The following is a 20,641-nucleotide window of genomic DNA, read 5'->3' on the forward strand; positions in this document are numbered from 1 at the left end:
ATGAGCGAGAAGTGCTGCGGAACCACCGAGGCGACCGTGGCGAGCCGCAGTGAGGCATCAGGCGTGACTGATGAGTTGACCGGGTTGCCGGTTGTTGTCATCGGTGCCGGCCCGGTCGGGCTTGCCGCCGCCGCTCAGCTGCGCGAGCGGGGCCTTTCCTTTCACCTTCTCGAGGCCGGTGCCGGCCCGGCCGCCGCCGTCCGCAGCTGGGGGCACGTGCGCCTGTTCTCCCCGTGGCGCTTCAACATCGACGCCGCGGCGGCCAGTCTCCTGACCGACGCCGGCTGGGTGCGCCCCGCCGACGATCAGCTTCCCACCGGCGCGCAGCTGGCCGCTGATTATCTGCAACCGCTCGCCGACCTGCCCGAGATCAAGCCGCACGTCCGCTACGGCGCCCGGGTCGTGGCGATCACCCGGCTCGGCCTCGACCGTGTCCGTACCGTCGGCCGCGCGACCGCCCCCTTCCTGGTCCGCCTGGCCGACGGCGAGGACATCCTGGCCCGCGCGGTCATCGACGCCTCCGGCACCTGGGGTACGCCCAACGTCCTCGGCGCCTCCGGCATCCCGGCGCACGGTGAGGCCGAGGCGGCCGCGTTCGTGGAGTCGGCTCTGCCGGACGTCCTGGGCCGGGACCGTGAGCGGTTCGCCGGCCGGCACACCCTGGTCGTCGGCGCCGGGCACTCCGCCGCCAACACGCTGCTCGCCCTGGCCGAGCTCGCCGAGCAGGTTCCCGGCACCCGGGTGACCTGGGCGATCCGGGCCACCGACCCGGCCCGCAGCTACGGCGGCCAGTCCGCCGACGCGTTGCCGGCCCGCGGGGCGCTGGGCAGCCGGCTGCGCGCCCACGTCGAGAGCGGCGCCATCACGCTGCTCAGCGGCTTCGGTGTCCAGCGGGTCACGGCCCGGCCGGACGGCCCGGTCGAGGTCTCCGACGGCACCCGTACGGTCACCGCCGACCGGATCGTGTCGGCCACCGGTTTCCGCCCGGACCACTCGATCGCCGCGGAGCTGCGGCTGGATCTGGACCCGGTGCTCGGCTCGACCCGCGCGCTGGCTCCGCTGATCGACCCCAACGAGCACTCCTGCGGCACCGTCCCGCCGCACGGCGTCGACGAGCTGGCACACCCGGAGCCGGGCTTCTTCGCCATCGGGGTGAAGTCGTACGGCCGCGCGCCGACGTTCCTGCTCGCCACCGGGTACGAGCAGGCCCGTTCCGTGGCCGCCGCGCTCGCCGGGGACTGGGCCGCGGCCCGCGACGTGCAGCTCGACCTGCCCGAGACCGGAGTCTGCAACAGCGACCCGGTCGACGGCGACGCCGGGCGCGGGCTGGCCACGGGAGTCGCGGGCGGGCTGCTGTCCGCGCCGCTCGCCCTCGTCTCCGTGTCGGCCGGGGACAGCCAGGCCGGCAGCTGCTGCGGGTGACCGGGGGACGCCCCGGCCCGGTGGCCGCCGATCCCGCTATCGGCGGTCACCCCGGCACCCGGGTGCGCGCCCGCCGCACGGTCGCCGCGCTCGCGATCACGCAGACCGTCGGCTACGGCACGCTCTATTACTCCTTCGCGGTTTTCCTGACCCCGCTCGCCGCCGAGCTGCACACCACGACAACCGCGATCACCGGTACGTTCACCGCCTCCGTCCTGGCCGCGGCGATCCTTGCCGTGCCGGTCGGACGGTGGCTGGACCGGCACGGCGGCCGCGCGCTGATGACCGCCGGCTCACTGCTCGGCGCGCTGCTGCTGGTGGCCTGGTCGCAAGTGGACAGCCTGTGGCAGCTGTACGCGGTCCAAGTCGGTCTCGGCGCCGCCGGTGCCGCCAGCCTCTACGAAGCCGCCTTCGCCGTGGTCATCGCCTGGCACACCGCGGCCGAACGCCCGAACGCCCTGCTCGTGCTCACCGTCGTGGCCGGCTTCGCCAGCACCGTCTTCCTGCCGCTGACCGGTCATCTCGTCGAGCGGTACGGCTGGCGCACCGCCCTGCTGATCCTCGCAGCCATCCAGGCGCTGCTCACAGTCCCGCTGCACGCGATCGTCCTGCGTCCCGCCGCGCCCGTCGCCCGTGCGGCCCGGGTCCCGTTCCGGCCCGACCGGGCGTTCTGGCTGCTCACGCTGGGCTTCACCGCCAACACCGCCGCCATCTCCCTGGTCACCGTGCACCTGGTCGCGGCCCTGCTGAGCTGGGGTCATCCGCTGTCGTTCGCGGCGACGACCGCCGGGCTGTTCGGTCTGCTGTCGGTCACCGGCCGGTTGGCCACCACCGCACTGCAACGCCGGTTCCGCACCGCCACGGTCGTCGCCGTCGTCTTCACCGTGCAGGCGGTCGCGGTGGCCACGCTGCCGTTCACCGGCCGCACCACGGTCGGGGCCGTGATCGGTGTGGTCGGCTTCGGGCTCGGCTTCGGCGTCGCCACCATCGCCAAACCGGTGCTGCTCGCCGACCGCTACGGCACCAGCCGCTACGCCACCATCGCGGCGATGCTGGTGGTGCCGGTGACGATCGCCAAGGCGACCGCCCCGCTGGGCGCCGCGGCGCTGCTGACCCGCGCCGGCAACTACACCAGCGTCTTGCTGTCGACCGCCGGCCTGTGCGCCGTGGCCGCGGCGGCCCTGTTAATCACCCGAGAGCCGTGACCGCCCGGGCGGTGTCCTCCATGATCAGATCCGCGTTGAGCTGGGCGCCGACGTGCAGGCCGGCGGCGGCCGCACTGACCACCTGGGCCATCTGGTCGGTGACGTTGCCGGCGACCCAGACCCCGGGCACGTCGGTACGCCCGTTCGGCTCGGCCACCACCGCGCTGCCGAAGTCGTTGTCGGTCGCGGTCAGGCCCAGTGCCGGCAGCGGTTCCGCGTTGGCCAGGAAGCGGGGGGCGACGACCAGGGTGTCGCGGGCGACCACGGTGCCGTCGGTCAGCCGTACCCCGGTCAGTTTGTCTCCCTCGGCCAGCACCTCGGCGACCTTCTCGGTGATCACCGTGATGCCCCGCGCGGTGAACTGCCGGGCCTGCTCGGCGTCCGGCTCGGGCGCGGTGTGCAGGAACAGCGTGATGTCGTCGCTCCACTGCCGCCACATCAGCGCCTGGTGCAGCGACATCGGCGACGAGCCGATGATGCCGATGGCCCGGCCGCGTGCCTCGTAGCCGTGGCAGTACGGGCAGTGGATCACGTTGTGCCCCCAGTGCTCGCGCAGGCCGGGGATGTCGGGCAGCTCGTCGGTGAGTCCGGTGGTGACGAGCAGGCGCCGTGCGGCGTACGACCGGCCGTCGGCCAGCGTCACGGTGAGCAGGTCGCCGTCGCGGCCGGCCGCGGTCACCCGGCCGTCGACGATCTCGCCGCCGTAGTGCCGTACCTCGCTCTGCCCGGCCGCCCGGAAGTCCGCCGGCGCGATGTCGTCGCGGGTCAGGTAGTTGTGGATGCCGTCGGCCGGCGCGTTGCGGGGCTCGCCCGCGTCGATCACCAGCACCGACCGCAACGCGCGGCTCAGGGCCACCGCGCCGCTCAGTCCGGCGGGCCCGCCGCCGATCACGATCACGTCGTATGTCATGGCACCACGGTCGCCCCATCCGGCGGAAAGTGGCAAGCTTTGTTGCCATGACGGCAAACGACGACGTGCTCGCCGCGGTCGGGCCCCGGCTGCGCGCGCTGCGCCAGGAGCACGGGACCACGCTGGCCGCGCTCTCCGAGACGACCGGGATCTCGGTGAGCACCCTGTCCCGGCTCGAGTCCGGGCAGCGGCGGGCCACGCTGGAGTTGCTGCTGCCGCTGGCCGGGGCCTACCGGGTGCCCCTCGATGAACTGGTCGGCGCCCCGCCCACCGGCGATCCGCGGATCTACGCCCGGCCGCTGCGGCACCGCAGCGGCCAGACGATCCTGCCGCTGAGCCGCCAGGCCACCGGACTGCAGGCGTTCAAGCACGTCATCGCGGCCGGCCCGGCGGCCGAGCCGGACCCCAAGACCCATGAGGGGTACGAGTGGCTGTACGTCCTGCACGGCCGGTTGCGTCTGGTGCTCGGCGAGCACGACCTGGTCCTGCCGGAGGGCGAGGCGGCCGAGTTCGACACCCGGGTGCCGCACTGGTTCGGCAGCGCTAACGGCGAGGCGGTCGAGTTCCTGAGCATCTTCGGCCGCCAGGGTGAGCGCATGCACGTCCGCGCCCGCTCGACCCGCTCGTAGCGGCTACCAGCGCAGCGGCAGCGTCGCGAGGTATGCCTCCAGCCGGTCGGTGATCACCTGGTGGTCGCGCAGGGACGGGTGCCAGTGGCAGCCGCCGAAGTCCAGCCCCGCGCTGTCGTAGTACCAGTAGCGGACCCGGCTGTCGCCACGGTCGTTGCTCTCCTGCACGACCTGCCGTGCGGTGTCGGCGAACGCCGTGGTGCCGGACACCGCCGTCGCGCTCACCACGATGATCGTCCGAGGTCCGTAGCGGGCCCGCAGCTTGTCGAGGAAGCCCAGGTAGGCGGTGCGGTACGCGGCGATCAGGCTCTCCGGCGTCCACTGCTCGCCCGGGTTGATCGCGGTGGAGAAGTCGTTGATGCCCAGGCCGACCACGACCAGCTGGGGCCGCCACCGGCCCGGCCGCCAGACGTCGCCGTCCACGCTGAGCAGCGCCCGGTCGTAGTAGGTGCGGTAGCTGGTCCCGGGTTCGCCACCGTTGTAGTTGCGGACCATGCCACGGCCGGAGAAGGCGTTGAGCTGGTAGTCGGCGTGCAGGCGCCGAGCGGTGAGGGCGCCGAAGCTCAGGTCCGCGTTGGTCGTGCGGTTGACCTCGTCGCCGGTGCAGTCGCGGGAGGCGGAGAGGTTGCCGTAGCCCGCGGTGTACGAGTCACCGATGAACTCGATCTGCCGGTGCCGGGGCGGGGGACCGGGCAGGATCGCACCACCGGCCGCGGGCACGAACCCGCCGAACTCGCTGACCGCCCACGGGCTCTCCGACCGCTTGACCAGCCGGACCCGGTGCGGGCCGGGCGCCAGGTCGCGCACCCGGTAGGTGGTCCGGCCGGGCATGACCAGGGTGGCGACCGTCGCCCCGTCGATCTGCACGTCGTAGTCGGCGGCGGCGTCGTTGAGGACGATCCCGACGCCGGTGCCGCGGAAGCGGCCCTCGAAGTAGACCCCGGGCCAGCTGTACCGCAGCGCGTTCGCGGTCGTCTGGACGCGCCCGGCGGTGTGCACAGGCGACAGTGCGGTGGCGGGCCCGGCCGGCGGAGGTGCCGCACCGGCGCTCGTGGACAGCAGCAGGGCCGGCACCAGGGCGGCGGCCAGCAGGGTTCCGGTCAGGCGGCTCGGTCGCACGGGCTCTCCTCGGGGTCACTCCCGGCCAACTCATTCGTGATCGTCGATGTCACCACTGAACCGGTCAAGTGTCAACCGGGCAGGTGTTTCGCGAACCAGTGGTCGGCGTACAGCCGGTCCCGGTGCGGCGGGATCTCGGCGTAGCCTTCGGTGGCGTACATCGCGCGGGCCTCGACCAGGTCGTGGCGGGTGTCCAGGCGCAACGTGCGCAGGCCCTGGTCGCGGGCGGTGTCCTCCACGGCGGCCAGCAGGCGGCGGCCGATCCCGAGGCGGCGGTACGGCGGGGACACGTACATCTTGGTGATCTCGCCGGTCCGCTCCTCGGCCCGGCGCAGACCCACACACCCCACCGCGGCCCCCTCCCGGTACGCGACCAGCAGCACCGCCACGTCGTCGGCGGGTTCGTCGGCAAGGACCTCGTCCACGGCAGACGCCGGCATCCGCCGGCCGTGATAGCGGTCCACCATCTCCGTCAGATAGGACCGCACCAGGGCGACAGCTTCCGGGGCGTCCACGGCCACCGGCCGGATCGAGATCATGGCCGGATCGTGCCCGCCGTGACCCCCGGACTGCGACCCAATTTGGATCACCGGACGCCGCGGACCGATAGCCCATCGGGCCCAATTGTGCGCAGCGTGATCAGGTGTTCACCCATTCGGGTGACTCGACTAACCCAAGACAGGCAAATACGTTGTCAACTGACATGAGTGCCCCTGACCATGCCCGGACACCGTCCGTCACGTGGATCCCAGATCCGGGCGACGGGCAGTTCGCGGCGTCCGGTGGACCTCGCTCAGGCCGCCCGGCGAGCGGTGGACATCTGCCGGGGCACACTCACCGTGGTGAGGGGCTGCGGCCGTCGGCCGAGGACTTCCAGCGCGTCCAGCAGCATGGTCTGAACGACCGCCGACTCGGGCAGCTGCCAGCCGGTCTGCTCCGGGGAGACGGCCCAGCGGACCGGGCCCTGCGGGGTACGGCTCGGTGCCGCCGGGATCCACGAGCCGCGACCGTGGCGCAGGACGTCCAGACAGGACCCGAGCTCCGGCCGCAGTTCCGCTCCCGGGCGTACCAGGAACATCCAGCGTCCGGACGGCGTCACCACGACCGGACCGCGGGCGTCTCCGCTCGCCGGGCCGAGGACGCCGGTGTGCAGGCGCACCGCGCCCAGCACCCGCAGGCCGACGGCCGCAGGCACCTCCAGCACGTCGAACTTCCAGCCGGTGGCCAGCAGCACCGTGTACGGCCGGCGGTGCCACCAGCGCGCCACTCGCGCCGGGTCGGTGCTGGAGTCCTCCTCCCAGGACTCGATGGCGGGGTGGCAGCCCATGATCGGGCAGCCGGGCCGGCCGCAGGCGAAGCGGTGACCGGCCAGATAGGCGCCCGGGGTCACGGCCCAGCCGTGCGCGGCGTACCGCAGGGCGGCCCGCCGCAGTCGCAGCCGATCAACGTACTCCCATGGGCCGATCGGCCATCGGTTGCTCCACTGCATGGTCGGAATACCTCCGATCCGGCACTAGTGGCCGCTATAGCAGTCGCAACTGCCGTTACCAAGCTCGACACGCCTCGTTTGTCGGGGCAGATCACGTATTGCAACTTGCATGAGAAACTATCGAGCATCGGTGGGCAGACGATCACACAACCTGTGCGACCCGCACAGAGGAGTGAGGTCCAAACTGCAGCTGACACACCGCAATGCTCACCGGCGGGGGTCGCCGGATGAGTGGGGGAGGCACCGTGGACGAGCTGCCGATCGGCCGCCGAGTCGCCTACTGGCGCGGCCGCCGAAAGATGTCCCAGCAGGTCTTCGCGGACCGGCTGGGCAAGTCGAAGAGCTGGGTCGACAAGGTGGAGCGAGGCGTCCGCCGACTCGACAAATTCTCCGTCGTCTATGAGATCGCCGACGTCCTGCAGATCGACGTCCAGCTGCTGCTGGGCAAGGACGTCGAGCGCAGGCCGGAGACGCAGAACTGCATCGACCAGGTCGAGGTCGAGGAGATCCGCGCGGCGCTGGAACGCTACGACCAGATGAGCGCCTTCTTCCACCCGGTGCCGATGGCACCGCCCCTGGCGGAGATGCGCAAGGCGGTGAGCCACGCCTGGCTGACCTACCAGCACGCCAAGTACGGCGTCCTCGCCCGCAAGCTGCCACAACTGCTGCGCGACGCCCAGGCCGCCGACAGCGCCCACGCCACCGGTGAGGAAGCCCGCGACGCGGCGCACCTGCTCGGGCAGGTCTACCAGATCGCCTCGTCGGCGCTGCGCAAGGTCGGCGAGCACGAGCTCTCCTGGCTGGCCGCCGATCGCTCGATCGCTGTCTCGCAACGCGCCGGTGACCAGCTGCTCGCCGGAATGGCGACGCACCGGGTCGGTATGGCGCTGCTCTCCCTCGGCCGGATCCGCTCCGCGCTCGAGGTCAACGTCAACATCGCCAACCGGCTGGCGCCGACCACCCCGGAGTCGGCCACCCCGGAGCGGCTCTCCGTCTACGGCCTGCTGCTGCTCACCGGCGCCATGGCCGCCGCCCGGATCGGCGACAGTGCCACGGTCCGTGACCTGGTGTGCGGCGCCGAGCAGGCGGCCGGCGCGCTCGGCGGTGACTACAACCACTACTGGTCGTCCTTCGGGCCGACCAACGTGGAGCTGCACCGGGCCGCCGCCGCGGTCGAGCTGGGCGACGGCGGCAAGGCGATCGAGACGCACAACCGGATCAACAAGGAGAGCTTCGCCGCCATGCTGCCGGAGCGGCGGGCCCACCACTACCTGGACATCGCGCGGGGCTACACGCAGGTCGGCGACGTGGAGATGGCCAGCGAGATGCTGCTGGAGGGCGATCGGCTGGCCCCCGCGGAGATCCGCTGCCGCCCGCTCGCCCACGAGGTCATCTCCGACGTGTTACGACGCACGCGGGGTACACCGCCGGCACCCATCGCGGAGCTGGCCGAGCAGATGGGAGTCGGCGTATGAGGTGGGTTCTCGGGTGATGGACATCAACACCTCACCCGGCGTGCTGTACGTCCTCGTGTGCGGCTCGCCCATCGCCCGCGACGTCGGCCTGCTGGTGGACCTGGCGCAGCGGGACGGCTGGGAGGTCTGCGTGATCACCACGCCGGACGGGCGCAAGTTCATCGACGCCGCCGCGCTGCAGGCCCAGACCGGGCACGCGGTACGCAGCTACTACAAGAACCCCGGCGACGAGGACCTGCTGCCGCCGGCCGACGCGATGATCGTGGCCCCGGCGACGGTCAACACGATCAACAAGTGGTCCGCCGGCATCACCGACACCCTGGTGCTCGGGCTGCTGGTCGAGGGGTACGGCTTCAACATCCCGACTGTCGTGGTGCCGTACACGAACAGGGTCATGGCTCTGCACCCGACGTTGCACGAGAGCATCGCCCGGCTGCGCAGTTGGGGCGTTCAGGTGCTTTACGGCGACGACGTCGTACGCCTCGGCGGACCGGGACAGAACGACCGTTTCCGGAGCCAGTTCCCGTGGCGGCGAGCGCTGCAGGCCCTGCAGACCCGTTTCCCGGCCGACAACCGAGTCGAGCCCGGAGCCCGCTCCTGAGGCTGGGTAGAGTGGGCGGCCGTGAGCGTCTCTGCCCTACCCCCACCGACCGTCCGTGACGTGGTGGGCGCCCTCGACGCCCGTTATCCGCGTGCCTGGGCCGAGCAGTGGGACAGGGTGGGCCTCGTCCTGGGCGAGTTCGACACCCCGGTCAGCACGGTTCTCTGCGTGGTCGACTGCGTCCCGGAGACCGTCGAGGAGGCGGTCGAGGCCGGGGCGAGCCTGATCGTCGCCCACCACCCGCTGCTGCTCAAGGGCGTCTCGTCGGTCGCGCCGGACACGTACAAGGGCCGGATCGTGCACCGGCTGATCAAGGCTGACATCGCGCTGTACGTCGCGCACACCAACGCTGACGTGGCCAACCCGGGCGTCTCCGACGCCCTCGCCGCCCGGCTGGATCTGGTCGATCCGCGCCCGCTTGTCCCGGCCGCGCCGGGCAGCCCGGCCGCCGGCGCGGGGCGCGGCGTGGGCCGGGTGGGCGAGCTCACCGCCGCGATGCCGCTGGCCGAGCTGACCACCTTCGTCGCCCGCCGGCTGCCGGCGACCGCTGCCGGGGTGCGTGCCGCCGGAGACCCGCAAAGACTCATCCGTACGCTCGCCGTCTGCGGGGGAGCGGGCGACTCGTTCCTGACCGACGCCGGCCGGGCCGGAGCCGATGCGTACCTCTGCGCCGATCTGCGGCATCATCCCGCGAGCGAGCACCTGGCCACCGGCGGCCCGGCGCTGCTCGACGCCGCCCACTGGGCCACCGAACGCCCCTGGCTCGACGAGCTGGCCGGGTGGTTGCGCGCCCAGTTCCCGGTCACGTCCCTCGTGTCCGACCTCGACACCGACCCCTGGACCGTGCACGCGGTCAGTGGAAAATAAGGAGACCTGACGTGAAGGCCGCCCCGCAAGACCAGCGCCGACTGCTCGATCTGCAAGCCGTCGACATCGCCCTGGCCCAGCTCGCCCACCGCCGCAAATCCCTGCCGGAGCTGGCGGAGATCGCCACCATCTCCCGCGAGCTGTCCGCGCTGGAGGACGAGCGGGTGCGTGCCCAGGTGGCCGTCGACGACCTCGACCGCGACATCGCCCGCTTCGAGAAGGACATCGAGCAGGTCCGCACCCGCAAGGACCGGGACCAGGCCCGGCTGAACGCCGGTGGCGCGCTGCGCGAGATCGAGGGCCTGCAGCACGAGCTGGCCACGCTGAACCGCCGCCAGTCCGAGCTGGAGGACGCCGAGCTCGAGCTGATGGAACAGCGGGAGACCGCCGAGCAGGCCCTCAACGACGTGAAGAAGAAGCTGGCCGAGGCGAGCGAGCGCCGGGCCGCGGCCGAGGCCCGCCGGGACGAGGCCAACGCGGAGATCACCAAGGAGCAGGAGTTCAAGACGCAGGCCCGCGGGCCGCTCGTCGCCGACCTGCCGGCCGACCTGATCACCCTCTACGACAAGATCCGCGCGGACTCGGGCCTGGGCGCCGCGTTGGTGCGCTCCGGGCGCTGCGGCGGTTGCCGCATCGAGCTGTACGGCGCCGACCTGGCCCGGGTGAAGTCCGCGCCCGCCGACGAGGTCGTCCGCTGCGAGGAATGCCGCCGGATCATGATCCGTACCGCGGAGTCCGGCCTGTGACCACCGAGCTCAGGGTCGTGGTCGAGGCGGACGGGGGGTCGCGGGGCAACCCGGGACCGGCCGGTTACGGTGCGGTGGTGCTCGAGGAGGGCACCGGCGAGGTGCTGCTCGAGCGCTACGCCTCGCTCGGCGTCACCACCAACAACGTCGCCGAGTACCAGGGTCTGATCGCCGGCCTGCGCGCCGCCGCCGAGCTGGGCGCCGCCCGGGTCGACGTCCGGATGGACTCCAAGCTGGTGGTCGAGCAGATGTCCGGCCGCTGGCAGATCAAGAACCCGGGGCTGCGCCCGCTGGCCGCCGAGGCGGCCAAGCTGGTCGACGGCTTCGCCGCGGTGACCTTCGACTGGATCCCGCGTGAGCGCAACAAGCTGGCCGACGCGCTGGCCAACCGGGCGATGGACGAGGCGGCCGGCAAGCCGGTGGGCTCGGCCGCCCCGAGTTCTGGCGCCGGGACCTCGGCGTTCGCGGAGCCGACCGAGCCCAAGGCGCCCCGGAACTGGGCGCCGCCGTCGCTGGACACGGCCACCCGGCTCATCCTGGTCCGGCACGGCGAGACCGCGATGACCGCCCAGGGCCGCTACTCCGGCCGCGGCGACGTCCCGCTCTCCGAGCAGGGCGAGGCCCAGGCGATGGCCGCGGCCGGGCGGGTGGCGGGCATCTCGCGCGACGTCACGGCCGTCGTCTCCTCTCCCCTGACCAGGTGTACGCGCACCGCCGAGCTGATCGCCGCCGAGCTGGGCAACGTCACGGTCACCGTCATGCCGGAACTGATCGAGTGCGACTTCGGCGACTGGGAGGGCCTGACGTTCGCCGAGGTCCGCGAGCGCTGGCCGGAGGAGCTGGACCGCTGGCTGGACTCGACGGCTGTCGCGCCGCCCGGTGGGGAGTCGTTCAAGACAGTGTCGAAGCGCGTACGCGGGGCCCTGGCGACGCTGCGGGCGGCGTACCCGTCGGGGACCGTTGTCGTGGTCTCGCACGTCTCGCCGATCAAGCTGATCCTGCGCGACGCGCTCGCCGCCGGCGACGCCTTCCTGCACCGGCTCTTCCTGGACGCGGCCGGCGTCTCCACCATGGACATGTGGCCCGACGGTGGGATCGCCGTTCGCTCGGTGAACGAGACGGCGCACCTGCGCTGAGGTATTGACCCCGCCGGGTGCGGACGTTTAGCTTCCTCGATTAGGAAAGTTTCTTCACCATTCCTCTTCGACAAGCTCCGTCCGCCCCTGGAGGGCTCATGCGCGGATTCTCCCGTCGTCTGCTGGCCGTCGGCGCCGCCGTACTGGTCGGCGTCACGGCCGCACCCACCACCGCCCAGGCACACCAGAAGAAGTCGTACGTCAAGGTCGGATACTTCACCCAGTGGGGCATCTACGGCCGCGACTTCCAGCTCGCCAAGGTCCAGCAGTCCGGCGCCGCCGCCGGCCTCACCCACCTCAACTACGCCTTCGGCCCGGTCACCGCGGCCGGTGTCTGCGACTCGGCCGACTCCTGGGCCGACTGGGGCGTGCCGTTCAGTGACGCGCTCAGCGTCGACGGCGTCGCCGACGTGGCCGGCCAGCCGATCGCCGGCAACCTCAACCAGCTCGCCGAGCTCAAGAAGAAGAACCCGAAGCTGCGGGTGCTGATCTCGCTGGGCGGCTGGACCGGCTCGGCGACCTTCTCCGACGCCGCCCTGACCGACGCGTCCCGCAAGAAGCTGGTCAGCTCCTGCGTGGACCTGTGGATCAAGGGCAACCTGCCCGGCCTGCCCGCGGGCGTCGCCGCCGGCATCTTCGACGGCATCGACCTGGACTGGGAGTGGCCCGGCTCCGAGGGCAACGCCGGCAATGTGATCCGGCCCGAGGACAAGCGGAACTTCACCCTGCTGACCGCCGAGTTCCGCAAGCAGCTGGACGCGCTGGCCCGTAACCGCAAGCACTACGAGCTCACGGCGTTCCTGCCGGCCGCTCCGGCCAAGATCGACGCCGGTTTCGAGGCGAAGAAGATCTTCAAGTACCTCGACTTCGGTACGGTCCAGGGCTACGACTTCCACGGCTCCTGGGAGGCCCGGGCCAACCAGCAGTCCGCCCTGCGGGTCCCGCCCGGCGCGCCCGACAACCCGGACTTCTCCGTCGAGGGCACCATCGACGCGTGGCGTGACCGTGGGGCCCCGGGCCGCAAGCTCGTGCTCGGCATCCCGTACTACGGCCAAGGCTGGACCGGCATCACCGCCGCCGGCAACGGTCTGTTCGCCCCGGCCACCGGCGGCGCGCCCGGCAAGTTCGCGGTCGGCACCGAGGACTACAAGACCCTGAAGAACCTGCCCGCGCAGGGCTTCAAGGTGCACCGGGACTGGCGATCGGGCCACTCGTGGCTCTTCGACGGCACGACCTTCTGGACGTACGACGACCCGGCGCAGATCCTGCAGAAGACGGCGTACATCCGTACCGAGGGGCTCGGCGGCGCGATGATGTGGTCGCTCGACGGCGACGACGAGAAGGCCTCGCTCACCCGTACCATCTCGGCGGGTCTCTGGACCCCCTGGCGGTAGCAGGTCCTCCGGCCGGGGTGGGGTGCCGTTCGGCGCACCACCCCGGCCGTTCGGCGCAGGGTGATCACGGCCTGGCGCACCGTCTCCGAAACCTCTCGGTAACCTGCGGTTTCATCCAGTCCCACCCTCGTCTGCGCTCCGATGAGGAGGCACCGCATGTCCGCACCGCGCAGCGACCGCAGCCCGTGGAACTGGCTGCTGGTCATCCCGATCGTGCTCCCGCTGATCACCCCGTTCTACAACTTCGACTCACCGAGGCTCTGGGGTTTTCCGGCCTTCTACTGGCTGCAGTTCGCCTTCATCTTCGTCGGCGTCATCACGACCTCGATCGTCTACCAGATGACCCGGAAACCACCGGCCGTCCCCGCGGGGGACCGCACCACGTCGCCGGAGGCCTCCGATGAGTGACCACATCACCGAGATCGTCGTCTTCACCTTCCTGTTCCTGCTGGTCAGCGCCATGGGCTTCATCGCGGCCAAGTGGCGCCGGCCGACCGACATGGCGCACCTGGACGAGTGGGGACTCGGCGGGCGCAGCTTCGGCGGCTGGATCACCTGGTTCCTGGTCGGCGGTGACCTCTACACCGCGTACACGTTCGTCGCGGTGCCCGCGCTGATCTTCGGAGCCGGCGCGGCGGGCTTCTTCGCGGTGCCCTACACAGTGGTCATCTACCCGCTGTTCTTCCTGATCCTGATCCGGCTCTGGTCGGTGTCGCACCGGCACGGCTTCGTGACCCCGGCCGACTTCGTCCGCACCCGCTTCGACTCGCCGCTGCTGGCGCTGCTGATCGCGATCACCGGCATCGTGGCGACCATGCCGTACATCGCGCTGCAGCTGGTCGGCATCGAAGCGGTGCTCAAGACGATGGGCGTGACCGGGGAGAGCACGCTGGCCCGGCACGCGCCGATCATCGTGGCGTTCGCGATCCTGGCCGCGTACACGTACCAGTCCGGGCTGCGGGCGCCGGCGCTGATCGCCTTCGTCAAGGACACGCTGATCTACATCGTGATCATCGTGGCGGTGCTGTACCTGCCGTACAAGCTGGGCGGCTGGGGCTCGATCTTCGACGACGCGAACGCGAAGTTCCAGGCGTCACCGGCGCCCGGCGACGGCATCACGCTGAATGCCAACAACCAGATCCAGTACATCACCCTGGCCCTGGGCTCGGCGCTGGCGCTGTTCCTGTACCCGCACAGCATCACCGGCGTGCTGGCCAGCAAGAACCGCAACGTGATCAAGCGGAACATGTCGGCGCTGCCGGCGTACAGCTTCCTGCTCGGCCTGATCGCCCTGCTCGGCTACATGGCCATCTCGGCCGGGGTGAAGCCGCTGCCCGGCAACACCGCGGGCAGCGTCGACAGCAACACGGTCGTGCCGCTGCTGTTCGACCAGCAGTTCCCGGCCTGGTTCGCGGGCATCGCCTTCGCGGCGATCGGCATCGGCGCCCTGGTCCCGGCGGCGATCATGTCGATCGCGGCGGCGAACCTGTTCACCCGCAACATCTACAAGGAGTACATCCGCAAGGACGCCACCCACGCCCAGGAGGCGGGCGTCGCCAAGATCGCCTCGCTGGTGGTGAAGGTCGGCGCGGTCGCGTTCATCATCTTCCTGGACCCGCAGTTCTCCATCGACCTGCAGCTCATCGGCGGCATCATCATCCTGCAGACCGCCCCGGCGGTGGCCATCGGTCTCTACACCCGGTGGCTGCACCGCAACGCCCTGATCGTGGGCTGGGCGGCCGGCATGGGTCTGGGCCTGTGGATGCTCTACCAGATCCCGAACGCGGCGACCAAACGCGCCCACTTCGGCGGCTCGGCGTTCCCGCTGGAGAAGTTCGGCTTCGACACCCCGAAGACGATCTACGTCGGTTTCGTGGCGGTCGCGCTCAACCTGCTCGTCGCGGTGATCGTGACGCTGATCCTGCGGGCCATGAAGACCCCGGAGGGTTTCGACGGCACCGAACCGGACGACTACTTCGCCGACGAGGGCGACCCGCGGCTGGAGAAGGCCCGTACCACTCCGGAGACCCTCGGCTCCTCCACCTGACCACGACCCGCTCGCGATCCGCGGCCCCGGATGTCCTATCCGGGGCCGCGGCCTTTCAGGTACGCGTCCATGTCCCGGGTCAGCCGTTCCAGCATGCCCGCCAACTCCTGGCGTTCGTCGGAGGTCCAGTCCCGCAGCACCTCGTCGTAGACTTCACGGCGGGCCTTGCTCACGGCGTCCACCTGCGCGAGGCCCTTCTCGCTGGCGGCCACGACACTGCCTCGGCCGTCCAGCGGATCAGGGGTACGCACGACGAGGCCGTCGCGGTGCAGGGCGCCGACCTGCCGGGTCACCGTGGAGCCGTCGAGATTGAGCCGGGTGGCGACGGCGGAGACGTTCTGCGGGCCGGCCTCCTGCAGGAAGCGCAGAATCACGTACGCGGCGCGGTCGAGCGCGCGATGCGGCCGCGGCGCGGAACGCCGGGTGGCCTCACCCAGCCGCATGAGCATGGCCACCTGGGTCTCGATGACCCTGAGAGCCGAGTCCTCGTCCGCCATCTTTCCTTCCCCGGTCACTGTGGATCTTCCAGCTTTCTGGGCCCGTCAGCGGAATGCCCGCCACAACAGGATGAGCCCGACAACGGTCCCAAAGGTGACGATCAGCCCTTTCAACACCCGCGCGGGCAACCGGCGTGCGATGTGCGCCCCCACATAACCGCCGACAATCGTGGCCGGGGCGACGGCGAGCACCGCACCCCAGTGCACCGGCGCGAAGAACGCGAAAACCACCACGGTGACCAGCCCGACACCGGCGGAAAGCACATTCTTGAGCGCGTTGATCCGATTCAACGTCTCGTCCAGCACCAAAGCAAGCGCAGCGACGTACATGACCCCCAGCGCGGCACCGAAGTAGCCGCCGTAGACCGCCCCGATGAAGACGACGAGCTGCAGGGTGACCTTCTTCTCGCCGGTCGACCGCCCGACCAGACCCTTCAGCCGGTCCTGGAAGAAGAGGATGGCCGCGGCGCCGAGCACCAGGAAGGGCACGACAACCTCGAAGGCGCGGGCGGGCGTGCCGAGGAGAAGGAAGCAGCCGAGGGTGGCGCCGACCAGGGCGGTGGGGACGATGGCCCGCAGCCGCCGTCCTTGGCCGGCCAGGTCGGCGCGGCTGCCGACGACGCTGGAGACGTAGCCGGGGAAGACGGCGGTGGAATTGGTGACGTTGGCGTCGACCGAGGGAAGGCCGACGGCGATCAGGGTGGGGAAGGTGATCAGCGAGCCGCCACCGGCGATCGCGTTCACTACGCCGGCGGCCAGACCGGCGGCGACGAGCAGCACGATGTGGGCGAGATCCATGATGCCGAAGAATCTACGGGCCGGGGGTGGGGGGTGCTGGATCGAGGCCCGGGTGTCGGCCTGCCCGGCCCGAGCCGGCTTTCGGTCCGTCGCCCGCGGGGACGTCGGTGGCGTCGGTAGGATGGTCACGCGACGGACGAGTCGACCGGGCGGTCGCGTCGGTGTTCCTCCGGGAGCATCGCCGAGGAACGTCCGGACTCCACAGAGCAGGGTGGTTGCTAACAGCAACCCGGGGTGACCCGCGGGAAAGTGCCACAGAGAAGAGACCGCCGGCCTCGTGCCGGTAAGGGTGAAACGGTGGGGTAAGAGCCCACCAGCACCCCGGGCGACCGGGGTGGCTCGGTAAACCCCACCCGGAGCAAGGCCAAGCAAGGCCACCGCCGCGAGGCGGGGGCCGGCGCAGGCATTCGAGGGCTGCTCGCCCGAGTCTGCGGGTAGGCCGCAAGAGCATGTCGGCAACGGCACGCCTAGATGGATGACCGCCGCCGGCGGCCGCGAGGCCGCCGCGCACAAAATCCGGCGTACAGGTCGACTCGTCCGTCGCCTTCCTGGCCGGAACCCTGATCATGCGCCTTGAACAGGCCCTACTCCAGTGGCTAGTGGTCAACGTCGGTCGGGCGTGAGTGGACGTTTGACGGCCCAAATACGCCCCGAAGCGCTTTCTGACGGCCCACAGACGGCCTGCCGAGGACTGTTCCAGTTCGTGCTATGGACAGTGTTTGTCCGGCAGTCGACCGCCAGTCCGGGCGACGCGGCCCAGCTGCCCGGGTTGGCCGTCGCGCGTGTAGCAGGCCGAGGTTGGTGCGGTTACGGCGCCTCCGGCGGGGGCGCACAGGCTCTGAGATGGCCTCGTAACCGTCCCCCCGGTCCCGGGCAAGCCGAGCGACCCCGACCGGCGCCCGCCGGCCTGGCTGTCTAGCGTCAAGGCCGTCTTGACACGGCGAGCGGCGGCCGGGTTCTGCTTCCCCGGTGGGCGGGGCGAGGCTGACGGGATGCCGAGGCCGACTTCCTTCAAGGTCCTTCGTTCGGGTGAGCGCGGGTGGAGGATGCGTTGCGGCATCCTGATAGACCACGTGGTGACATCAAGCGAGGAGCTGAGCACCAATGGTTGATCTTGGGGTGTTGGTGCAGGATGTGATGCCGTTCGTGACGGCGGCTGCCGGCGCGTACGGGGGCGCGGTGGTGCAGAAGGTGACCGACGCGGCTGCCGATGCGGGGGCGGACGCGACAGTGGGGGTGGGCCGGCAGTTGTTGCGGCGGCTGTTCGCCTCCGGCCGGGGCGACCAGATCCAGGCAGCGGTCATGGAGCTGGGCGAGTCTGCCGGGGATGAGGCATCGGTGACGGTGTTGCAGGGGCAGGTGATGAAGGCATTGGCGCAGGAGCCGCAGCTCGTCGCGGATCTGTCCCAGCTGCTGCGCGAGGCCGACGTGGGCGGGGACAAGTACACAGTGTCCGTGTCAGGCGGGCAGGGTGTGCAGGTCGGCTCAGGTAACGCCCAGACCAACACGTTTACCTCGCTACCGTCGTGAGCGCCGGCAAATCGACGCACACCGGCGGCGACGGCTATGAGGTGGACGTCACCGGCGGCCAGGGTTCGCAGATCGGCTCGCACAACACTCAGACCAACATCGCGGCTCAGACCAACATCGGTGTCGACCCAGCGGGGTTGCCGCCGCCGCAGACGGCCGGAGGCGGCGTGGGGGTGCATAACCTGCCGCGAGCATCGGCGGTGTTTCTGGGCCGTGACCTCAACGTGCTTGCGGATCAGCTCGGCGGCGACGACGTCGGGGTGGTGGTCGGGCAAGCCGGTGCGGTGCACGGGCTCGGTGGGATCGGTAAGAGTGAGCTGGTCAACCACTATGCCCGGAAGCACCTGTCGCAGTATTCGCTGATGTGGTGGATCACCGCGGACAGCGCCGAGAACCTGAATCTGGGGCTTGCCGCATTGACCCGCCGGTTGCATCCGGTGGCGACGCTGGCAGACGCGCACGCGTGGGCAGTGGGGTGGTTACAAGCCAACACCGGTTGGTTACTGGTGCTGGACAACGTCGAGGACATCAATGACATCGCCGATCTGCTGGGAATTGTCGGCGGCAACGGGCAAATTTTGTTGACCACGCGGCGGGATCTGGGCGCAGCGCGGTGGGCAATGCTCGGGTTGACCCCGTTCCGGCTGGGTGTCCTGCCCCGCCACGCATCGGTGGAGCTGCTGACCCGGCTGACTGACCGGCCCGGTGACAGCGAGGGTGCGGACCGGCTGGCCAACGATCTCGGGGATCTACCTCTGGCGTTGGAGCAGGCCGCCGCGTATGTCAGTCAACACGCCTCGATGAGTTTCGACGACTACCGGACGCTGTTGGCTGGGCAATTCGCTCGGGTAGCAGCGAGTAGCGGGTTCGGAGGTAGAGACGGTCGGGCTGTGGCGTCGGTGTGGACGTTGACCATGACCGCTATCGCCGCGACGAGTCCGCTGGCCGCCCGGGTGATGGATGTGCTGGCCTGGCTGGCTCCTGACGACCTACCAGATGAGGTTTTGGCCCGGGTGGCCGACGATCCAGCAGATGTCAATGACGCGCTGTCGTTGCTGGCGTCCTACAGCATGATCAGCCAGGCTGACCGGATGGTAAGCGTGCACCGGCTGGTCCAAGCCGTGACGCGGCACCACCAGCAGGAAGCCGGCACCGCGGAAGCCGTGCAGCAGCAAACTGCGCGACTGCTCAACGCCGCGCTCCCGAATGACCCGATCACCAACGTGCAGGGATGGCCGCGCTGGGCCACCCTGCTACCCCACATCGACGCGTTCAGAGCCGAGCTTCCTAACGACCACAACATCACAATTGTTGCCCACATGAGGGACCGAGCTGCCACGTACCGACAGCAGCAAGGCCAGATCAAGGCGGCGATCGAGGCGTTCGAGAGTGTGCTGGCCGACTGGCGGCGGCTGCTGGGCGATGAGCACCCGGACACGCTTGCCACGCGGCACAACCTCGCCGGCGCCTACCAGGCGGCGGGGCGGCTGGACGAGGCGATCGAAGCGTTCGAGGCGGTGCTGGCCGACCTGCGGCGGCTGCTGGGCGATGAGCACCCGCACACGCTTGCCACGCGGCACAGCCTCACCGGCGCCTACCGGGAGGCGGGGCGGCTGGACGAGGCGATCGAGGCGTTCGAGAGTGTGCTGGCCGACCGGCGCCGGCTGCTGGGCGATGAACACCCGGACACGCTTGCCACGTGGCACAGCCTCGCCGGCGCCTACCGGGAGGCGGGGCGGCTGGACGAGGCGATCGAGGCGCTCGAGAGTGTGCTGGCCGACCAGCGGCGGCTGCTGGGCCATGAGCACCCGGACACGCTGATCTCGCAGGGCAATCTCGCCAACGCCTACCGGGAGGCGGGGCGGCTGGACGAGGCGATCGAGGCGTTCGAGGCGGTGCTGGCCGACCTGCGGCGGCTGCTGGGCGATGAGCACCCGCACACGCTGACCACGCGGCACAATCTCGCCTACGCCTACCGGGACGCGGGACGACTGGACGAGGCGATCGAGGCGTTCGAGAGTGTGCTGGCCGATCAGCGGCGGCTGCTGAGCGATGAGCACCCGCACACGCTGATCACGCGGAACCAACTTGCCTACGCCTACCGGGAGGCGGGGCGGCTCGACGAGGCGATCGAGGCGTTCGAGAGTGTGCTGGCCGATCAGCGGCGGCTGCTGGGCGACGAGCACCCGGACACGCTGATCACGTGGCACAATCTCGCCGGCGCCTACCGGGACGCGGGGCGGCTGAACCAGGCGATCGAGGCGTTCGAGGCGGTGCTGGCCGATCAGCGGCGGCTGCTGGGCGACGAGCACCCGCACACGCTGATCACGTGGCACAATCTCGCCTACTCCTACCAGGCAGCGGGGCGGCTGGACGAGGCGATCGAGGCGTTCGAGGCGGTGCTGGCCGATCAGCGGCGGCTGCTGGGCGACGAGCACCCGGCCACGCTGATCTCGCAGGGCAATCTCGCCGGCGCCTACCGGGAGGCGGGGCGGCTGGACGAGGCGATCGAGGCGCTCGAGAGTGTGCTGGCCGACCAACGGCGGCTGTTCGGCCACGAGCACCCGAAAGCGCTGATCACGCAGGGCAATCTCGCCGGCGCCTACCGGGAAGCGGGGCGGCTGGACCAGGCGATCGAGAGGTAGCTACCAAGCCGCAGCCGGTCCGGACGAAGGTAGTGCTGGCTGCGCATCCGTCGTCAGGTCAAGCGGGTCCACTCCAGGTTGGTGTTCGGCTTGCCCAGGAACGACGAGGAGCGTCGGACACCACTTCCGGA

19 protein-coding genes and 1 other RNA gene are annotated in these 20,641 nt (G+C 70.6%); 14 read left to right on the plus strand and 6 right to left on the minus strand.

Features of this window, described 5'->3' with window-relative positions:
• Positions 1 to 63 precede the first annotated feature (63 nt).
• The gene (locus ACZ6S4_RS30710) at positions 64 to 1,422 is read left to right on the plus strand and encodes an NAD(P)-binding domain-containing protein (RefSeq protein ID WP_465478252.1); all 1,359 of its coding nucleotides are present in this window, start codon (positions 64 to 66) and stop codon (positions 1,420 to 1,422) included.
• Positions 1,419 to 2,627 carry an MFS transporter gene (locus tag ACZ6S4_RS30715; protein WP_465478253.1) on the plus strand — a complete coding sequence of 403 codons (1,209 nt, stop codon included), beginning with the start codon at positions 1,419 to 1,421 and terminating at the stop codon, positions 2,625 to 2,627. The genes ACZ6S4_RS30710 and ACZ6S4_RS30715 overlap by 4 nt, the downstream gene beginning before the upstream one ends.
• Here the strand turns inward: ACZ6S4_RS30715 and ACZ6S4_RS30720 are convergent.
• On the minus strand, positions 2,611 to 3,537 hold the full coding sequence (locus tag ACZ6S4_RS30720) for an NAD(P)/FAD-dependent oxidoreductase (RefSeq protein ID WP_465478254.1): 927 nt from the start codon (positions 3,535 to 3,537) through the stop codon (positions 2,611 to 2,613). The two genes, ACZ6S4_RS30715 and ACZ6S4_RS30720, sit on opposite strands and share 17 nt — an antisense overlap.
• Positions 3,538 to 3,584: 47 nt before the next feature.
• Here ACZ6S4_RS30720 and ACZ6S4_RS30725 point away from each other — a divergent pair, with 47 nt between their 5' ends.
• Entirely contained in the window at positions 3,585 to 4,166 is a 582-nt protein-coding gene (locus tag ACZ6S4_RS30725) for a helix-turn-helix domain-containing protein (protein ID WP_465478255.1), read from the plus strand.
• A 3-nt stretch (positions 4,167 to 4,169) separates the two neighbouring features.
• On the opposite strand, the gene ACZ6S4_RS30730 is transcribed toward ACZ6S4_RS30725, so the two are convergent.
• From ACZ6S4_RS30730 to ACZ6S4_RS30740, 3 genes are all read right to left on the minus strand, one after another.
• On the minus strand, positions 4,170 to 5,285 hold the full coding sequence (locus ACZ6S4_RS30730) for an SGNH/GDSL hydrolase family protein (protein WP_465478256.1): 1,116 nt from the start codon (positions 5,283 to 5,285) through the stop codon (positions 4,170 to 4,172).
• A 71-nt stretch (positions 5,286 to 5,356) separates the two neighbouring features.
• A complete protein-coding gene (locus ACZ6S4_RS30735) occupies positions 5,357 to 5,824 on the minus strand; it encodes a GNAT family N-acetyltransferase (RefSeq protein ID WP_465478257.1) in 468 nt (155 codons plus the stop codon).
• Positions 5,825 to 6,078: 254 nt separating this feature from the next.
• The gene (locus ACZ6S4_RS30740) at positions 6,079 to 6,774 is read right to left on the minus strand and encodes a bifunctional DNA primase/polymerase (protein ID WP_465478258.1); all 696 of its coding nucleotides are present in this window, start codon (positions 6,772 to 6,774) and stop codon (positions 6,079 to 6,081) included.
• Positions 6,775 to 7,019: 245 nt separating this feature from the next.
• Here ACZ6S4_RS30740 and ACZ6S4_RS30745 point away from each other — a divergent pair, with 245 nt between their 5' ends.
• The 8 genes from ACZ6S4_RS30745 to mctP all read left to right on the plus strand — a co-directional run bounded on the left by ACZ6S4_RS30745 (position 7,020) and on the right by mctP (position 15,040).
• Positions 7,020 to 8,249 carry a helix-turn-helix domain-containing protein gene (locus tag ACZ6S4_RS30745; RefSeq protein ID WP_360548399.1) on the plus strand — a complete coding sequence of 410 codons (1,230 nt, stop codon included), beginning with the start codon at positions 7,020 to 7,022 and terminating at the stop codon, positions 8,247 to 8,249.
• A gap of 16 nt (positions 8,250 to 8,265) precedes the next feature.
• The gene (locus ACZ6S4_RS30750) at positions 8,266 to 8,850 is read left to right on the plus strand and encodes a flavoprotein (protein WP_465478428.1); all 585 of its coding nucleotides are present in this window, start codon (positions 8,266 to 8,268) and stop codon (positions 8,848 to 8,850) included.
• A 21-nt stretch (positions 8,851 to 8,871) separates the two neighbouring features.
• Complete coding sequence (locus tag ACZ6S4_RS30755) at positions 8,872 to 9,717, plus strand: Nif3-like dinuclear metal center hexameric protein (RefSeq protein WP_465478259.1); 846 nt, start codon at positions 8,872 to 8,874, stop codon at positions 9,715 to 9,717.
• A gap of 11 nt (positions 9,718 to 9,728) precedes the next feature.
• A complete protein-coding gene (locus ACZ6S4_RS30760) occupies positions 9,729 to 10,463 on the plus strand; it encodes a zinc ribbon domain-containing protein (RefSeq protein ID WP_465478260.1) in 735 nt (244 codons plus the stop codon).
• Complete coding sequence (locus ACZ6S4_RS30765; protein ID WP_465478261.1) at positions 10,460 to 11,599, plus strand: bifunctional RNase H/acid phosphatase; 1,140 nt, start codon at positions 10,460 to 10,462, stop codon at positions 11,597 to 11,599. The genes ACZ6S4_RS30760 and ACZ6S4_RS30765 overlap by 4 nt, the downstream gene beginning before the upstream one ends.
• A gap of 98 nt (positions 11,600 to 11,697) precedes the next feature.
• On the plus strand, positions 11,698 to 12,993 hold the full coding sequence (locus ACZ6S4_RS30770; RefSeq protein WP_465478262.1) for a glycoside hydrolase family 18 protein: 1,296 nt from the start codon (positions 11,698 to 11,700) through the stop codon (positions 12,991 to 12,993).
• A 156-nt stretch (positions 12,994 to 13,149) separates the two neighbouring features.
• Positions 13,150 to 13,401: a DUF3311 domain-containing protein gene (locus ACZ6S4_RS30775; protein ID WP_465478263.1), complete on the plus strand. Its 252-nt coding sequence runs from the start codon at positions 13,150 to 13,152 to the stop codon at positions 13,399 to 13,401.
• A complete protein-coding gene (gene mctP / locus ACZ6S4_RS30780; RefSeq protein WP_465478264.1) occupies positions 13,394 to 15,040 on the plus strand; it encodes a monocarboxylate uptake permease MctP in 1,647 nt (548 codons plus the stop codon). The genes ACZ6S4_RS30775 and mctP overlap by 8 nt, the downstream gene beginning before the upstream one ends.
• Before the next feature lie 35 nt (positions 15,041 to 15,075).
• Here the strand turns inward: mctP and ACZ6S4_RS30785 are convergent, their stop codons facing one another.
• Both ACZ6S4_RS30785 and ACZ6S4_RS30790 read right to left on the minus strand, forming a co-directional pair.
• Positions 15,076 to 15,537, minus strand: coding sequence for a MarR family winged helix-turn-helix transcriptional regulator (locus tag ACZ6S4_RS30785; RefSeq protein ID WP_465478265.1), 462 nt, complete (start codon positions 15,535 to 15,537; stop codon positions 15,076 to 15,078).
• Between the two features lie 45 nt (positions 15,538 to 15,582).
• Positions 15,583 to 16,335, minus strand: coding sequence for a sulfite exporter TauE/SafE family protein (locus ACZ6S4_RS30790; RefSeq protein ID WP_465478266.1), 753 nt, complete (start codon positions 16,333 to 16,335; stop codon positions 15,583 to 15,585).
• A 137-nt stretch (positions 16,336 to 16,472) separates the two neighbouring features.
• On the opposite strand from ACZ6S4_RS30790, the gene rnpB reads away from it, so the two are divergent.
• The 3 genes from rnpB to fxsT all read left to right on the plus strand — a co-directional run bounded on the left by rnpB (position 16,473) and on the right by fxsT (position 20,510).
• An RNA gene (gene rnpB / locus ACZ6S4_RS30795) (RNase P RNA component class A) lies at positions 16,473 to 16,875 on the plus strand.
• Positions 16,876 to 17,460: 585 nt separating this feature from the next.
• On the plus strand, positions 17,461 to 17,865 hold the full coding sequence (locus ACZ6S4_RS30800) for a hypothetical protein (protein ID WP_465478429.1): 405 nt from the start codon (positions 17,461 to 17,463) through the stop codon (positions 17,863 to 17,865).
• Positions 17,862 to 20,510 carry an FxSxx-COOH system tetratricopeptide repeat protein gene (fxsT, locus tag ACZ6S4_RS30805; protein ID WP_465478267.1) on the plus strand — a complete coding sequence of 883 codons (2,649 nt, stop codon included), beginning with the start codon at positions 17,862 to 17,864 and terminating at the stop codon, positions 20,508 to 20,510. The genes ACZ6S4_RS30800 and fxsT overlap by 4 nt, the downstream gene beginning before the upstream one ends.
• Positions 20,511 to 20,641: the final 131 nt, after the last annotated feature.

The organism is Actinoplanes sp. NPDC051405 (assembly GCF_055586185.1).

Excerpts from the sequence above, each read along its gene's own strand:
- ACZ6S4_RS30720 (WP_465478254.1), bottom strand. The coding sequence starts at position 3,537 with ATGACATACGACGTGATCGTGATCGGCGGCGGGCCCGCCGGACTGAGC.
- ACZ6S4_RS30725 (WP_465478255.1), top strand. The coding sequence starts at position 3,585 with ATGACGGCAAACGACGACGTGCTCGCCGCGGTCGGGCCCCGGCTGCGC.
- ACZ6S4_RS30735 (WP_465478257.1), bottom strand. The coding sequence starts at position 5,824 with ATGATCTCGATCCGGCCGGTGGCCGTGGACGCCCCGGAAGCTGTCGCC.
- ACZ6S4_RS30740 (WP_465478258.1), bottom strand. The coding sequence starts at position 6,774 with ATGCAGTGGAGCAACCGATGGCCGATCGGCCCATGGGAGTACGTTGAT.
- ACZ6S4_RS30750 (WP_465478428.1), top strand. The coding sequence starts at position 8,266 with ATGGACATCAACACCTCACCCGGCGTGCTGTACGTCCTCGTGTGCGGC.
- ACZ6S4_RS30770 (WP_465478262.1), top strand. The coding sequence starts at position 11,698 with ATGCGCGGATTCTCCCGTCGTCTGCTGGCCGTCGGCGCCGCCGTACTG.
- ACZ6S4_RS30775 (WP_465478263.1), top strand. The coding sequence starts at position 13,150 with ATGTCCGCACCGCGCAGCGACCGCAGCCCGTGGAACTGGCTGCTGGTC.
- mctP (WP_465478264.1), top strand. The coding sequence starts at position 13,394 with ATGAGTGACCACATCACCGAGATCGTCGTCTTCACCTTCCTGTTCCTG.
- ACZ6S4_RS30785 (WP_465478265.1), bottom strand. The coding sequence starts at position 15,537 with ATGGCGGACGAGGACTCGGCTCTCAGGGTCATCGAGACCCAGGTGGCC.
- ACZ6S4_RS30790 (WP_465478266.1), bottom strand. The coding sequence starts at position 16,335 with ATGGATCTCGCCCACATCGTGCTGCTCGTCGCCGCCGGTCTGGCCGCC.